Genomic DNA, 13598 nt, shown 5'->3' with positions numbered 1-13598 from the left:
CGCGCCTCCTATTTGCGCCGCACGGAGCTGAGGTAGATGGCGGCCAGGATGATGCCGCCCTTCACCACGTTCTGGATATACGGCGACACGTTCATCAGATTGAGGCCGTTGTTGAGCACCCCGAGCATCATCGCCCCCACCAGCGTGCCGACGATGGCGCCGCGCCCGCCGGAGATCGCCGCCCCGCCCAGCACCACCGCGGCGATGGCGTCCAGCTCGAAGCCTTCGCCGGCGTTGGGCTGCCCGCTCATCAGACGCGAGGTCAGCACCAGTCCGGCCAGCGCGGCGGTCAGGCCGCTGATCACGTACACCAGCATCTTGTAGCGCGGCACGCGGATGCCGCTCAGCCGCGCCGCCTCTTCGTTGCCGCCCATCGCATAGACGTAGCGGCCGAACGGCAGCTGGTTGAGCATCAGCCAGGCCAGCACATACACGCCGAGCATGATCAGGATCGGCACCTGGATGCCCAGCACCGTGCCGCGGCCGAAGAAGGAGAAGACGTCGGGCAGGCCGGAGATCGGGTAGCCGCCGGTATAGAGCAGCGCCAGGCCGCGGGCGATGCCCATCGACGCCAGGGTGACGATGATCGGCGGCATGCGCAGATAGGCGATGCAGGCGCCGTTGGCCAGGCCGAACAGCGCGCCGACCGCCAGCGCCGCCACCATCGCCAGCGGGATCGGCACCGCCGCCAGCATCAGCCCGGCGGCGACCGAACCGGCCAGCGCCATCACCGGCCCCACCGAGAGATCGATGCCGCCGGTCAGGATGGCGCAGGTCATGCCCACCGCGATGATGGCATTGATAGACACCTGGCGCGCCACGTTGGTCAGGTTGTTGACGCTGAGGAAGCTGTCGTTCAGCAGGCTCATCAATACGAACAAGATCACGAAGCCGATAAACGGCAAGACCGCCGGGTGATGCAGCAGTTTTTCCCAGCGCTTGCCGAGGCTGGGGCCGGCGGCGCGGCGCGCCACGGCGGGTTGTTCAATTCCGATCATAAGGCACTCCCGGTCGCGTGAAGCATGATGTGGTTGGATTCGATGTCGTCGCCGGTCAGCTCGGCGACGATGTGGCCGCCGCGAAACACCAGCACGCGGTCGCACACGCCGATGATCTCCGGCAGTTCGGAGGAAATCATGATGATGGAGATGCCCTGCTGGGTCAGTTGCTGCATCAGCTGGTAGATCTCGGCCTTGGCGCCCACGTCGATGCCGCGCGTCGGTTCGTCGAAGATCAAGATGTTGCAGTCGTTGTTGAGCCAGCGGGCGATCACCACCTTCTGCTGGTTGCCGCCGCTCAGGGTGCTGACGGCGGTCTCGGCGTCCGGGGTTTTCACCCCCACGGCGCGGATCAGCCGCTGCACCACGTCGCGATCCTTGCGGGCGCTGACGAAGATCTTGCCGCGCCGGTGGTGCCGGTTGAGGGTGATGTTCTGCGCCACCGAGAACGGCAGCACCAGGCCCTCGGTTTTGCGGCTCTCCGGCAGCAGGCCGATGCCCTGCGCCAGCGCCTGCGCCGGGGAGCGCAGCGCCGCCGGTTGGCCGCCGAGGCTGACGCGTTTGCGGTGGCAGCGGCTGGCGCCGATCAGCGCCGAGACGGTCTCGGTGCGCCCGGATCCCACCAGCCCGGCGAAGCCGAGGATCTCGCCCTTGTGCAGGTGGAAGCGGTCGGTCGCGCCGTGCTTCTCGCGCTGGATCTCCGCTTCCAGCAGCACCGTCGCGGTATCGACCGGGTGCAGTTTCACCGGGAAGGCGTTCTCGATTTTGCGCCCGACCATCAGCCGCACCAGCTCTTCCACGTTGGTGTCGCCGGTGGCCAGCGTTTCGATGTAGGTGCCGTCGCGCAGCACGGTGATGCGATCGCAGATGGTGAAGATCTCGTCCAGGTGGTGCGAGATAAACACCATGCCGACGCCCAGCAGCCGCAGATCGTTCATCACGCTGAACAGGTGCTCGGCCTCGCCCGGCGTCAGCGTGGCGGTCGGTTCGTCCAGCACCAGCACCCGCGCCTCCAGCGACAGCGCCTTGGCGATCTCAACGAACTGCTGCTGCGCCACGCTCAGCTGCTCCACCGGGCAATCGAGATCGATAGCCACCGTCAGCCGCTTGAAGATCGCCTCGGCCTTGCGCCGCATCGCCCGCCGATCCAGCAGGCCCCAGCGGTTCCTGATCTCCCGGTTGAGGAAGATGTTGTCGATGGCGCTCATGTAGGGAATCAACGAAAATTCCTGAAAAATAATGCCGACGCCGGCCTCGATCGCCTGGCGATAGTTGTTAAAGCGGCGCTGCTCGCCGTCGATAAAAATATCGCCCTCGTCCGGCTGATAGATGCCGCACATGATTTTCACCAGCGTCGATTTGCCGGCGCCGTTTTCGCCCAGCAGGGCGTGCACTTCGCCGCGTTGAATGGCCAGATCGATGCCGTCCAGCGCCTTCACGCCGGGAAAGCTCTTCTTTATTCGCTTCAGTTCCAGTAAAGGTGTCACCGCATTGCCCTCCGCGCCGAACGCCCCGCCGCAGCGGGGCGAACCTGGCCGCTGTTACCAGCTAAAGCCGGCCGCATTGCTGCGGTCGATCAGCTTCACTTTCACCGGCACGGTTTTCGGCACCGTGGCGCCCCAGTAGCGGGCCAGCGCAATGCCGAGCGCGATGCGCAGCTGGTCGCGCGGGAACTGCGCCGAGGTGGCGATAAACGGCGAGTTCGGCTTGAGGATCTCTTTGATGGCTTCCGGCTGGCCGTCTACGCTCACCAGCTTGACCTTGGCGCCGTTGCTTTCGATCGCCGCCAGGGCGCCGAGCGCACCGACGTCGTTGACGCTGAAGATGCCCGCCAGATCCGGCGCCGACTGCAGCATGTTTTCGGTCACGGTCAGCGCGGTGTCGCGCTCCTGCTTGCCGTTTTGCTTGGTGACGATCTTGATGTCGGGGTATTTGTTCATCGCCGCTTCAAAGCCGCGCACGCGCTCCAGGATCGGCACCACCGGGATGCCGTCAAGGATCGCCACCTTGCCTTTGCCGCCCAGCGCTTTCGCCAGGTACTCGCCCGCCTGGAAGCCGGCGTCGTAGTTCTCCGAGCCGACGAACGAATCCAGCGGCCCTTCCGCCTGCGCGTCGATCGCCACCACCACCGCGCCGGCCTTGTGGGCGGAGATCACCGCCGACTGCACCCCCACCGAATCGGTCGGGTTGATCAGCAGGATGTCTACCTTCTTCTGCAGCATGTCTTCCACGTCGCCGATCTGTTTGGCGACGTCATGGCGCGCATCGGCCACGTACACCTTGGCGCCGATATCCGCCGCCGCCTGATCCAGCGCCTGCTTCATGGTGACGAAGTAGTCGTTGTTCATTTCCTGGAACGACATACCGATAGTGATTTGCTTGGCCAGCGCCCCATGGCTGGCCGCCAACATTCCACCGGCGACGATAAAAGGCAGGGTCTTTTTGAATAATGAAAACATAGCCAATTCTCCTGTAGGGAAGCTTCTTGTTGTGGTTATCAGAGCAACAGCATGTCTTTACGTTTGGCCGACCGGCCGGCCCCCCGTTGCGAGCGGGCCAGCGATCGTGACTGCAACAACGGTACAGCGGGAGGGTCAGGGAACCAGGATCACCTTGATGGAGTCGGTCGAGTCCGCCAGGGCGAAGGCTTCGTCCCAGTCGTTCAATGAATAGCTGTGGGTAACCACGCCATTGGAGGTCACCAGCCCGCGCTCGAACAGATCGATGGCGATTTCGTAGCTGTAGGGCGCCAGGTGCGCGCCGCGAATGTCCAGCTCTTTGCGATCGCCGATGATCGACCAATCGACGGTGGTTTCCTTGCCGAACACGCTGAACTCCACGAAGCGGCCCAGCTTGCGGATCATCTGCAGCCCCTGGGTGACGCCGATCGGCGCGCCGGTGGCCTCGATGTAGACGTCGCAGCCGTAGCCGCCGGTCAGCGATTTGACGATCTGGTCGGCGTCTTCCTTCAGCGGGTTGATCACCACGTCGGCGCCGAACTCCTTCGCCAGCGCCAGCCGCTCGTCGATGGCGTCGATCACGATCAGTTTCTTCGGCGTCTTCAGGCGCGCCACCTGCACCATACACAGCCCGAGCGGCCCGGCGCCGGCCAGCACCACCACGTCGTCCAGCTGGATGTCGCCGCGCGCCACGGTGTGGATGGCGCAGGCCATCGGTTCAATCAATACCGCGTCTTCATGGCTCAGGCTTTCCGGGATCTTGTGCACGATGGCGTTCTCGGAAAAGCGCATGTACTCCGCCATGCCGCCCTCCGCCACGTCTTTTTGGAAACCGTAAATGTTATGCGTCTCACACATCCAGTAACTGCCGGATTTGCAGTAGCGGCACTCCCAGCACGGCACGATCTGCTCGGCGATCACCCGCTCGCCGAGCCGGTATTTGCCTTCCGCGCCCTCGCCCAGCGCGGCGATGCGGCCGTAGAACTCGTGGCCCGGCACCACCGGCGGTTTGACCCACGGGTTCTCCCCCCAAAACATCTGCGCGCCGTTCTTGCACTTGCAGTCGCCGGCGCAGATGCCGCAGCCTTCCACCTTGATCACCAGCTCGCGCGCCTTCGGCAACGGCGTGGGCACCTGTTCGAAACGATAGTCCTGCGGGCCGTGGCAAACGACCGCGCGCATTTTTTCCGGCAACTGGCTCATCTCTTCCTCCAATACACTTGTTAAACGCTTTAATTTTCTTAATGTTGACGTTGTCATTTTTATCCAACAAAAAACAACAAACGTTATAAAATGATAAATTTCAATAGATTAATCATCAAACATCCAGTAAAACTCAAAATGACAACGTGAACATAGAGCGACATATAACCAAAGCTGCAAAAATAATTATTTGAGCGAAATCACATATCGTTAACATTGCGGCTAAAAATGCTACAAATGCGGATCGCGATCCCATTTACGGGATCGGCGATCCGGGGGGATCCGCTAAATCAGCAGGCGCACGCGATCGTAGATCTGGCGATCTTCCGGCCGCGATGATCGCGCCTGCTGGCGCAGGGTGCGCACCAGCGTGTCGATAAACGCATGGGCGGCGGCGCTCAGAATGCTGTTGCGCCGGGTGACGATATTCAGCTGCACCGGCCGGCTGCTCTCCCGCAGCGCCAGCGGCTGCAGGCGAGAGGCGAACTGCGGCAGCGCGGCAATCGGCTGCGGACAGCAGGTACACATTTCGGCGAACTCCACCAGAGCCTGCAGCATGCCGAACGAATGCGCCTGGATAATGCGCTGGCGCGGCAGGCGCACGCCGTGGCGAAGAAACACCTCGTCGAACAGCGCATCGAAACTTTCCGGGGTATAGCTCATCACCCAATCCTGTTCCAGCAGCTGATGCAGCGAGGTACTGTGCGCCAGCGGGTGGCCGCGCCGCACCATGTACGCCGTTTCGTACTCCAGCAGCGGCTCGCAGTGGAACTCCTGCGGCGCCGACGACGCCGGCAGCGGCGTGATGGCGAAATCCATCGTGCCCTCGCGCAGCTGCGACTGGGCGTTGGCCATCAGGCTTTCCGACAGCTCCAGCCGCACCGCCGGCATCTTGCTGCGAAACGCCATCACCGCCGGCGGCAGCACCGTCAGCATCAGCCAGGGGGTGAACGCCGCCTTGACCAGATCCGCCGTGCGCCCGCGCAGCGCCGCCATTTCGCCCTGCGCCTGCTCCAGCTGGTTCAGCACCAGCCGGGCGTGCGCCAGCAAGGTTTTGCCGTAGGGGGTAAAGCCCAGCCCGGTCGGGGTGCGGATCAGCAGCGGCAGCGCCTGTTCCTGCTCCAGTTCGCGCAGCGCGCGGGTCACCGCCGCCTGCGACAGCCCCAGATGCCGCGCCGCCGCGCGAATGCTGCCTCTGTCGGCGCTGGCCACCAGCGCCTGCAGTTGGTGCAGTTTCATGTTCACCTCCTGACAATCATCGGTTGTCAGCATAACCGAACGGCGGCTACCCGGCAAAAACGGAGTTTGCTAGTCTCGATGCCTACCCCTCTGCCCCATTCCCCGCCCGTTGGCCGGGACCCTTTGCCGGAGACCGTGATGAGCCCTTCACTCGTACTGCCTGAGATCGCCGCCGTTCATGATGAGATGGTCGCGCTTCGCCGCCACATTCACGCCCACCCGGAGCTGGGATTTAAGGAGTTCGCGACGTCGGATCTGGTGGCGCAGCGTCTGGAGGAGTGGGGTTACCGCGTCACGCGCGGCGTAGGACAAACCGGCGTTGTCGCCACATTGCAGCGCGGGCCGGGAAAATCGCTCGGCATCCGCGCCGACATGGACGCCCTGCCGATCGCCGAAACCACCGGCTTGCCGCACGCCAGCACCCATGCTGGGGTGATGCACGCCTGCGGCCACGACGGGCACACCGCCATGCTGCTGGCGGCGGCGCGCTGTCTGGCGCGGCAGCCCAACTTCAGCGGCACGCTGCACCTGATCTTTCAGCCGGCGGAAGAAGGCGGCGGCGGCGCCAGAGTGATGATTGAAGACGGCCTGTTTGAGCGCTTCCCCTGCGACGCGGTGTTCGCCATGCACAACGTGCCCGGCTTCCCCACCGGCCACCTGGGCTTCGCCAGCGGCCCCTTGATGTGCTCGGCCGATACGGTGCACATCACCCTGCACGGCCACGGCGGCCACGGCGCGGTGCCGCAGAGCACCGTCGATCCGGTGGTGGCCTGCGCGGCCATCGTCATGAGCCTGCAAACCATCGTGGCGCGCAATATCGATCCGCAGGAAACGGCGATCGTCACCGTGGGAGCGATGCAGGCCGGCCAGGCCGCCAACGTAATCCCGGCGACCGCCACCCTGACGCTCAGCGTGCGCGCGCTGACGGCGGTGGTGCGCGCGCGGCTGGAACAGCGCATCACCGAGCTGGTCACGGCGCAGGCCGCCAGCTTCGGCGCCCGCGCGGAGATCGACTACCGGCACGGCTACCCGGTGCTGGTGAACCACCCGGCAGAAACCGAACTGGCGCGCGCGGTGGCGCTGGACTGGGCCGGAGAGAGCCAGGTTATCCCCACGCTGCGGCCGTTCACCGCCAGCGAAGATTTCGCCTTTATGCTGGAGAAGTGCCCAGGCAGCTACATCTCGATCGGCAACGGCCCCGCCACGCCGGGCAATTCCCTGCACAACCCCGGCTATGACTTCAATGACGACAACCTGTCGGTAGGCGCCACCTACTGGGTCAAATTGGTCGAGCGCTTTTTGGCTTGCCCCACTGTTTAATCGCCAACGCTGAGGAAATGACATGAAAACCATCAAAGGGCTGTTGTTGCTGCTGCCGCTGGCCGCGAGCTTTCCCGCGCTGAGCGGCGAATTCAGCGGCAAGGTGATCAAGCTGGGCATCGATCCCACCTTTCCGCCGCTGGAATATAAAAACCCGCAGGGCAAGCTGACCGGCTTCGGCGTCGATATCGCCCAGGCGCTGTGCGACCAGATGCAGGCCAAATGCGTGTGGGTGGAAAGCAGCTGGGACGGCATGATCCCCGGCCTGCAGGCGAAGAAATTCGACGCCATCGCCTCGTCGATGACCATCACGCCGCAGCGCCAGCAGCAGATCGCCTTCTCCAGCAAAGTCTCCAACGCCCCGGCGCGGCTGGTGGCGCATAAGGGCAGCAACCTGCAGCCTACCGCCGCCTCGCTGAAGGGCAAATCGGTCGGCGTGCAGCAAGGCTCCAGCCAGGAGGCCTATGCCAACGCGCTGTGGCGCCCGGCCGGCGTTAACGTGGTCGCCTACCAAAGCCAGCAGGAGGTGAACGAAGATCTGGCCAACGGCCGTCTGGATGCGTCGCTGCTGGCCAGCGTCAGCGCCAGCGAGTTCTTCAAAACGCCCGGCGGCAAAGATTTCGCCTTTATCGGCGCCGAACTGAACGACAGCAAATACTTCGGCGTCGGCGACGGCATCGGAGTGCGCAAAGAGGATACCGCGCTGCTGAACGCCTTCAACACCGCGCTGCAGGCGATCCGCGCCAACGGCACTTACAAGAAAATCAACGACAGGTATTTCGACTTCGACATGTACGGTGCGGAGCAGTAACCAGCGTTCCCCGGCGGTCACCTGCAGAACCTGCAGGATGGGGAGGCGCCTTCGGCCGCCGGGGAACGCCCCAACGGAAACGGCAGTGTCGGCAAGAACGGAAAATCAGGCGGGATAAGGATGCGGGCCAGGCAGGACGCCCGGCCCGCTAAAGCGGGTTACTTCACTTCGCCCATCGCTTTCAGCTTTTTGGACAGCTCGCGGCGTTCTTTGGACAGATCGGCATTTTTGATGATGTAGTCATCAACGCGATCTTCGTAGTCGCTGCGCATGTTGGCGATGATGCCCTGAATGTCTTCAATGCTCATGCCGGGCTTGATGTACTCACTCAGGTTGTCGAGCAGCAGCACGCGCTTCTGGTTATCACGAATTTTCTTTTCGTTGTCGACGATCTCGCGTTGCAGTTTGTTTTTGCGGCGGAACATACGCACAAACTCCAGCACGTCCTGGAAACTCGGCTTATTTGCATTATCCATCTTTATACCCTTGCTTTAGTAATACACAGATTCATTTGCTTACGGCCACATGGCACCAAGATACAGGTTTGTGGCGGTCCGGCACAACAGTGATTGCCTTATCTTACCCACTTTGCCCCGGCGGCCAAAACCCAAAGCGCCGCCTTCATGATCTGACCCCTTATTCGCGCCCGGCGGCGGTGCAGACCAGGAGCAGATCCCCCAGCTCTTCCAACTGCTGCGCCAGCTCCATGCTGAGCCAGACATAGCCGTAAATCGGCGCTTCGCCGTGCTGGCCGAGGCTCACCTCCTGCATCAGCGTTTTCAGCTCGCCGGCGATCTCCGCCAGCTGCCCCGCCGCCGCCTGCCGCTGTTCCTGCGGCCCTTCGCGCATCAGCACCGCCAGCGATTCCAGCGAGCTCAGCGTCAGCAGTTGGGTGCTGCGCAGCGTGCGGGCGTTCAACATGATGAAGTGCGTTTCACGCGAGGCCCAGTAGGCGTCGGCCATCAGCTCCAGCGTGCATACCAGATTGCGGCTGAGGGTTTGCACCGCCTCGAACACCGCTTTGGGGATGCGGGTTTCCTTACTGGCGGGCACGATCAGGCTGCGCAGCTTCACCACCTGATTCAACAGATCCTTGAGCTGCGGCTCCAACCGCGGCCGCTCGATAACGTTCGGCGAAAAATACGCGCCGTAGAGGCGGGCGGCGGTTTGCAGGCAGTCCGCCATCTGCATGCGCCACAGAATATAGGCGCGCTGTGGGTAGATGCTGGTGAACAGCAGCGCCAGCAGCGAGCCGAAGATCACGTCGCCGCTGCGCCACAGCGCGGTGTGCATGTCGCCGGCGCCCGCGCCGCACACCACCGCCAGCGTGATCCCCACCAGCAGCGCCATATACGGCCGTTTGCCCAGCGTCAGGTAGCCGCAGACGAACATCACCACGCCGCACCAAGCCAGCATCAGCGGCAGCGAATAAAGTTCCAGATACAGGGCGATCAAACCGGAAGCGGCGCCGAACACCGTGCCGGCAATGCGTTGCAGCGCCCGCTGCAGCACGTTGCCCCAAAATGAGATCGGCCCCATCACCACCACCAGGGTGATCAGCGGCCAGGTGCCTTCGGGCACCGCCAGCAAGCGGATCAGCAGAAAGGTCAGGATAAACGCCAACCCAATGCGCACGCCGTGAACGATGCGATAGTGCCGATAGGTCAGCAATTCAAGGGAAGAGATTTTTCGATCGAGGCGCACGATGCCTCCGATAAAGACCAGCCAGGCCGCTATTTTAGCGGAGGAAGCCCGGCAAGGAAAAGGCGAATGAGGCGTCCCCCATTCGCGGTCAGGCTCAGGCGGCGTACTTGTCGACCAACGCGCGCAGAGCGGCGGCGGTTTCGACATCCATCACGCCGTCATACTTCTGCTGGCGGAAGTGCAGCTGGAACGCGCGCACCAGCTGGCGATAGCCTTCTGCGGTGTTCGCCGCCGAGGTATCGTAGCCGTATTGGGCGAACAGTTTCAGCAGCTCGGCCTGCGCCGGCAGGCCCTGGCGGCAGTATTCCTGCTGGCGCTGCTGCTTGGTCGCTTCGTCATACCAGGCGCCGACGCCGGCCTGATACAGCTGCTGCCACGGGAACTGCGGGCCCGGATCGCTCTTGCGGCCCGGCGCGATGTCGGAGTGCGCCACCACGTTCACCGGCGAGATGTCCGGATAACGCTGCAGGATGTTCTGCGCCAGCTGGGTGACCGCCTCGATCTGCTGCGGGTTGAACGGCGGGAAGGTGATGTTTCCACCGTCGCCGCTCGCCAGGTTGACGATCTCGATGCCGATCGAGGTGTCGTTGATATTGCTGCGGGTGCCCCACTGGCTGGCGCCGGCATGCCAGGCGCGCTCGTTCTCATCCACCAGGTTGAAAATGCGCACGCCGCTGAAGCCGGCGGCCTGATAGGTGGCTTCGGTCGGATCCGGCACCAGATAGTGTGCGCTGACCGATTTTCCGGTCAACGACTTCACCGAGTCGGCGAAGTTTTGCGCCGTGTAGTGCAGCACCAGAAAACGCACGCGGTGGCCGAAGCTGGCGACCGATCGGTAGCTATTGTAATCAATCTTGTACATCGTAAAGTCCCTCTCTCGCTTGATTTCACTGAGCGGCCCCTCATCATGACAGGCCGCCCCGCACAGGTGAACCTTTGGCTCACCCTTTTTGTTTTAGCTAATTGCTAAATTATGCGCAAGCGTTTTTTAGCAAAACCGTTATTTACCTTTTTGCTAAAGAGTGCGATCATGGCACGATGGAAACTAAAGAAATCAGGCGCAACAATCTGCGCGAATTGATGGCCCGCTACGCCCGGCAAGGCGTCAACCAGAATGAATTCGCCACGCTGGTTGAGTCTTCCGCGCCGACGCTGAGCCAAATCATCGGGGAAAAATCCTCCCGCAATCTTGGCGACAATCTGGCCAGGCGGATCGAGGCCCGGCTGAATTTGCCCAAGGGCTGGTTCGACGTGTTTCACGAAAAGCAGCTGGTGCGCCCGTTTGACAACGTGGCAGCGGAGTCGGACTTCCAGCCCGCCCGTTTGAAACCGGTGGTATGGGAAGATACCGAACAAGACAAGGAAGAGTTTGTGGAGATCCCGCTGCTGGATATCGATTTTTCCGCCGGCGACGGCTGCTACGAAATCGTCGATCGCGAGGAGTTTTCGCTGATCTTCCGCCGTTACTACCTGCACAAGATGGGGGTGGCGGTCAACGCCGCGCGCATTATCCGCATCTCCGGCTCCAGCATGGAACCGCGTCTGCAGGACGGCGACGTGGTCGGCATCAACACCGACGATACGCGCATCCGCGAAGGCAAGACCTACGCCATCCGCCACGGCAATTTGCTGCGGGTGAAGGTGCTGATCGAGCAGCCGGACGGCGGCGTCGTCATCCGCTCCCTCAACCGGGAAGAGTACCAGGACGAGCATCTCAGCTACCAGCAGCGCAAGGAGCAACTGGTGGTGCTCGGCCGCGTCTTCTGGTCCTCTTCGTCCTGGTAGCGGAGCAACCTCGGGCGCCCGTTGCGCCCGGCGGTTATTTGAAGTCCACCACCATCTGCTGCTGGATAGACAGCCCGCGGGTCGACTGCACGCAGCCGGCGATGTAGTCGGTGAAGCGCGGCGGTTTCGGCATGCCCAGCTTGAGGATCTTCTCGTTGCTGAAACGCACGTTGAGCATGGCGAACGATCCGTACAGGCGCATCGCTTTCAGCATCAGCCGTTCGTTGCACGGGCCGAAAATGTCTTTCAGCTGGCGGCGCATTTTCACCAGCGCGTCATACGTCACCTGCGCATACTCATCGCCCACCGGCGCCTTTTCCAGCGCCGCCGCCATGGCGCGGTCGATTTCGGCAAAGCTGACGCTGCTCTCCTCACCGGCGGAGATGTGATAAACGTCGTTCTCCAGCGTTTCGCTGTTCATCAGCATCACCAGCGCATCCGCGCAGTAGTCCGCCGGGATCACATCGATATTGTCCTGCAGCGAGCACATGAATTTGCGCAGCATCAGCGCCATGCCGAACACCCAGAAAATACTGCTGGAAGGCTGGCAGCCCAGGCGGGTGTGGCCCACCACGATCGACGGACGAGCGATGGTCAGCGGCAGTTGCGGGCAGCGCTGGCGCATCAGCTGTTCGATGGTGGATTTGGAACGGGTGTATTCCACCAGATGCTCGGCGTCTTCCTCAAACTCGCCGCTCTCCGCCACCAGCGAACCCGGCTCCGGCGAACAGGACATGGCGGTACCGACGTGCAGGAAACGTTTTAATCCCGGCACCTGCGCCATTCTTTCGGCAAAGGCCAGAGTGCCTTCTACGTTTACCTTCCAAATGAGCGGGTTATTACCAAATGAAGCAACGGCCGCGCAGTTAATAACGTGCGTGACTTTGTTAATACGTGCGTCAGTTAAAAAGTCGGCCGGCTCGGAAAGGTCGCCCAACAATATATTTTCTATCGTAATTTTAGACAGCAGGTTCGCGTCGATATTAAACTTTTCCATATTCGCGCGAATACGGGCCAGCCCTTGTTGTGCATCGTCGGCGCGCACCAGCAAAAGATAATTAACAGACTGATTTTCAATCAATAATTTCTCGAGAACCGCACCACCCAAAAAGCCGGTAGCGCCGGTCAACAGTAGCGTTTTCATAATTGTCATCCACATTGGTATTGAATATGGGAGATTGTATCTGCGGGTATTTAAACAAATATTAAATAGAATTACGGCGCCAGAAATCACTTCTCTTAATATTATCTTAAGGAATCTTTTGATACATCCAACGTGGATTTAGTAACAAAAGAATCTCATCTATTTTATGATTAATCTCTGCCGTTTAAATACCATTGATGTAGCGCCTGATTTAATTTAGCGGTCAATGTTATTTCTCTTATCGTCCGTGGAGGACTTATGACCTATAACCAAAAAATCTGGTTGGGGGTTTTGCTGCTGTGCGCCCTGTTTTGGGGGGCGGTGATAAGCGGCGCCTGTTCGCTGTATAACCGGGCGGATCGCTTCCAGGCTCACCACCCTGAGAGCGAGCTCGCCGCTCGCCACAGCCAGCCCCCTTGCACGCAACCCAGCTCACAGGCATCAAGCGCCCCCCGGAATGGGTAGGGACAAGACCCGCTAACGATCCTATTATGCCCTAAGGTTAACAGGGAGATAACGATGGCTCGAAAGCTGGATAGCTTACCGCAGGCACAACGCGAAAAAATAGAAACCGATTTGCTGGCCATCAGCGTGATCTACAATGAGCGCTACGGCATCGCCTCGACCCAGGCGGAAACGGAACGACAGATCCCCGACCACCTGCTCCCCTACTTTCATCAACGGCTGGATTACTATCGCCGTGCGTAATTGCGCGCATTTCGCTAACCGTCGCTTGGCATCGCTCCCTACGCCGTTACAATAGGAACATATTGTATCCGCCACTGAAGAGACGCGATTTTGAGCAGCAAGGCAACGGCCACATTTTATATTCACGATTACAAAACAACCAAATCAATGAATTGATTTTATTGATTTTTTATTTTAATAAATTCCATTTGGTACGCAATTTTGTACACACCATTTTCTTCAATTCA

At 61.1% G+C, this 13598-nt stretch carries 13 protein-coding genes; 4 read left to right on the top strand and 9 right to left on the bottom strand.

Translation table 11 applies throughout. The annotated features are described in order from the left end of the window. Window positions 1-8: 8 nt before the first annotated feature. The 5 genes from ACF8MC_RS23645 to ACF8MC_RS23625 form a co-directional block, all read right to left on the bottom strand. The gene (locus tag ACF8MC_RS23645) at window positions 9-998 is read right to left on the bottom strand and encodes an ABC transporter permease (RefSeq protein ID WP_033655114.1); all 990 of its coding nucleotides are present in this window, start codon (window positions 996-998) and stop codon (window positions 9-11) included. Continuing rightward, window positions 995-2485: a sugar ABC transporter ATP-binding protein gene (locus ACF8MC_RS23640; protein WP_164105234.1), complete on the bottom strand. Its 1491-nt coding sequence runs from the start codon at window positions 2483-2485 to the stop codon at window positions 995-997. Before ACF8MC_RS23640 ends, ACF8MC_RS23645 begins: the two co-directional genes overlap by 4 nt. A 54-nt stretch (window positions 2486-2539) precedes the next feature. After that, on the bottom strand, window positions 2540-3457 hold the full coding sequence (locus ACF8MC_RS23635; RefSeq protein WP_164096437.1) for an ABC transporter substrate-binding protein: 918 nt from the start codon (window positions 3455-3457) through the stop codon (window positions 2540-2542). Between the two features lie 135 nt (window positions 3458-3592). After that, window positions 3593-4660: a zinc-binding dehydrogenase gene (locus ACF8MC_RS23630; RefSeq protein ID WP_033643780.1), complete on the bottom strand. Its 1068-nt coding sequence runs from the start codon at window positions 4658-4660 to the stop codon at window positions 3593-3595. Between the two features lie 285 nt (window positions 4661-4945). Then, window positions 4946-5899: a LysR family transcriptional regulator gene (locus tag ACF8MC_RS23625; RefSeq protein ID WP_164105233.1), complete on the bottom strand. Its 954-nt coding sequence runs from the start codon at window positions 5897-5899 to the stop codon at window positions 4946-4948. Window positions 5900-6037: 138 nt separating this feature from the next. On the opposite strand from ACF8MC_RS23625, the gene ACF8MC_RS23620 reads away from it, so the two are divergent. Together ACF8MC_RS23620 and ACF8MC_RS23615 are read left to right on the top strand one after the other, a co-directional pair. Next, window positions 6038-7219 (top strand): M20 aminoacylase family protein, encoded by a 1182-nt coding sequence (locus tag ACF8MC_RS23620; protein ID WP_164105232.1) that lies wholly within the window; start codon window positions 6038-6040, stop codon window positions 7217-7219. Window positions 7220-7241: 22 nt separating this feature from the next. Beyond that, the gene (locus ACF8MC_RS23615; RefSeq protein ID WP_049195324.1) at window positions 7242-8030 is read left to right on the top strand and encodes an ABC transporter substrate-binding protein; all 789 of its coding nucleotides are present in this window, start codon (window positions 7242-7244) and stop codon (window positions 8028-8030) included. Window positions 8031-8188: 158 nt separating this feature from the next. Here the strand turns inward: ACF8MC_RS23615 and tmaR are convergent, their stop codons facing one another. From tmaR to ACF8MC_RS23600, 3 genes are all read right to left on the bottom strand, one after another. Then, window positions 8189-8506 (bottom strand): PTS system regulator TmaR, encoded by a 318-nt coding sequence (tmaR, locus tag ACF8MC_RS23610; protein ID WP_004935612.1) that lies wholly within the window; start codon window positions 8504-8506, stop codon window positions 8189-8191. A gap of 160 nt (window positions 8507-8666) precedes the next feature. Next, complete coding sequence (locus ACF8MC_RS23605; RefSeq protein ID WP_033647985.1) at window positions 8667-9734, bottom strand: FUSC family protein; 1068 nt, start codon at window positions 9732-9734, stop codon at window positions 8667-8669. Window positions 9735-9828: 94 nt separating this feature from the next. Further along, window positions 9829-10596, bottom strand: coding sequence for an N-acetylmuramoyl-L-alanine amidase (locus ACF8MC_RS23600; RefSeq protein ID WP_033647986.1), 768 nt, complete (start codon window positions 10594-10596; stop codon window positions 9829-9831). A 176-nt stretch (window positions 10597-10772) separates the two neighbouring features. Here ACF8MC_RS23600 and ACF8MC_RS23595 point away from each other — a divergent pair, with 176 nt between their 5' ends. Further along, on the top strand, window positions 10773-11519 hold the full coding sequence (locus tag ACF8MC_RS23595) for a helix-turn-helix transcriptional regulator (RefSeq protein WP_004935623.1): 747 nt from the start codon (window positions 10773-10775) through the stop codon (window positions 11517-11519). Between the two features lie 34 nt (window positions 11520-11553). Here the strand turns inward: ACF8MC_RS23595 and ACF8MC_RS23590 are convergent, their stop codons facing one another. Beyond that, window positions 11554-12663: an SDR family oxidoreductase gene (locus ACF8MC_RS23590; protein ID WP_048321809.1), complete on the bottom strand. Its 1110-nt coding sequence runs from the start codon at window positions 12661-12663 to the stop codon at window positions 11554-11556. Window positions 12664-13182: 519 nt separating this feature from the next. Between ACF8MC_RS23590 and ACF8MC_RS23585 the strand changes: the two genes are divergently transcribed. Beyond that, window positions 13183-13371, top strand: coding sequence for a DNA polymerase III subunit theta (locus ACF8MC_RS23585; protein WP_033635247.1), 189 nt, complete (start codon window positions 13183-13185; stop codon window positions 13369-13371). Window positions 13372-13598: the final 227 nt, after the last annotated feature.

It is taken from the genome of Serratia sp. LACPHL-BACT-2024-00286, assembly GCF_043109535.1.
GTDB classification, from domain to species: Bacteria; Pseudomonadota; Gammaproteobacteria; order Enterobacterales; family Enterobacteriaceae; genus Serratia; species Serratia sarumanii.
Note: the sequence above shows the minus strand (reverse complement) of the source record. Positions and strands in the feature narration are given on the sequence as shown.

Bases quoted from the DNA above. Each gene is read 5' to 3' on its own strand.
- ACF8MC_RS23620 (WP_164105232.1), top strand. From the start codon at position 6,038: ATGAGCCCTTCACTCGTACTGCCTGAGATCGCCGCCGTTCATGATGAG.
- ACF8MC_RS23590 (WP_048321809.1), bottom strand. From the start codon at position 12,663: ATGAAAACGCTACTGTTGACCGGCGCTACCGGCTTTTTGGGTGGTGCG.
- ACF8MC_RS23600 (WP_033647986.1), bottom strand. From the start codon at position 10,596: ATGTACAAGATTGATTACAATAGCTACCGATCGGTCGCCAGCTTCGGC.
- ACF8MC_RS23625 (WP_164105233.1), bottom strand. From the start codon at position 5,899: ATGAAACTGCACCAACTGCAGGCGCTGGTGGCCAGCGCCGACAGAGGC.
- ACF8MC_RS23595 (WP_004935623.1), top strand. From the start codon at position 10,773: ATGGAAACTAAAGAAATCAGGCGCAACAATCTGCGCGAATTGATGGCC.
- tmaR (WP_004935612.1), bottom strand. From the start codon at position 8,506: ATGGATAATGCAAATAAGCCGAGTTTCCAGGACGTGCTGGAGTTTGTG.
- ACF8MC_RS23585 (WP_033635247.1), top strand. From the start codon at position 13,183: ATGGCTCGAAAGCTGGATAGCTTACCGCAGGCACAACGCGAAAAAATA.
- ACF8MC_RS23630 (WP_033643780.1), bottom strand. From the start codon at position 4,660: ATGAGCCAGTTGCCGGAAAAAATGCGCGCGGTCGTTTGCCACGGCCCG.
- ACF8MC_RS23645 (WP_033655114.1), bottom strand. From the start codon at position 998: ATGATCGGAATTGAACAACCCGCCGTGGCGCGCCGCGCCGCCGGCCCC.
- ACF8MC_RS23635 (WP_164096437.1), bottom strand. From the start codon at position 3,457: ATGTTTTCATTATTCAAAAAGACCCTGCCTTTTATCGTCGCCGGTGGA.
- ACF8MC_RS23615 (WP_049195324.1), top strand. From the start codon at position 7,242: ATGAAAACCATCAAAGGGCTGTTGTTGCTGCTGCCGCTGGCCGCGAGC.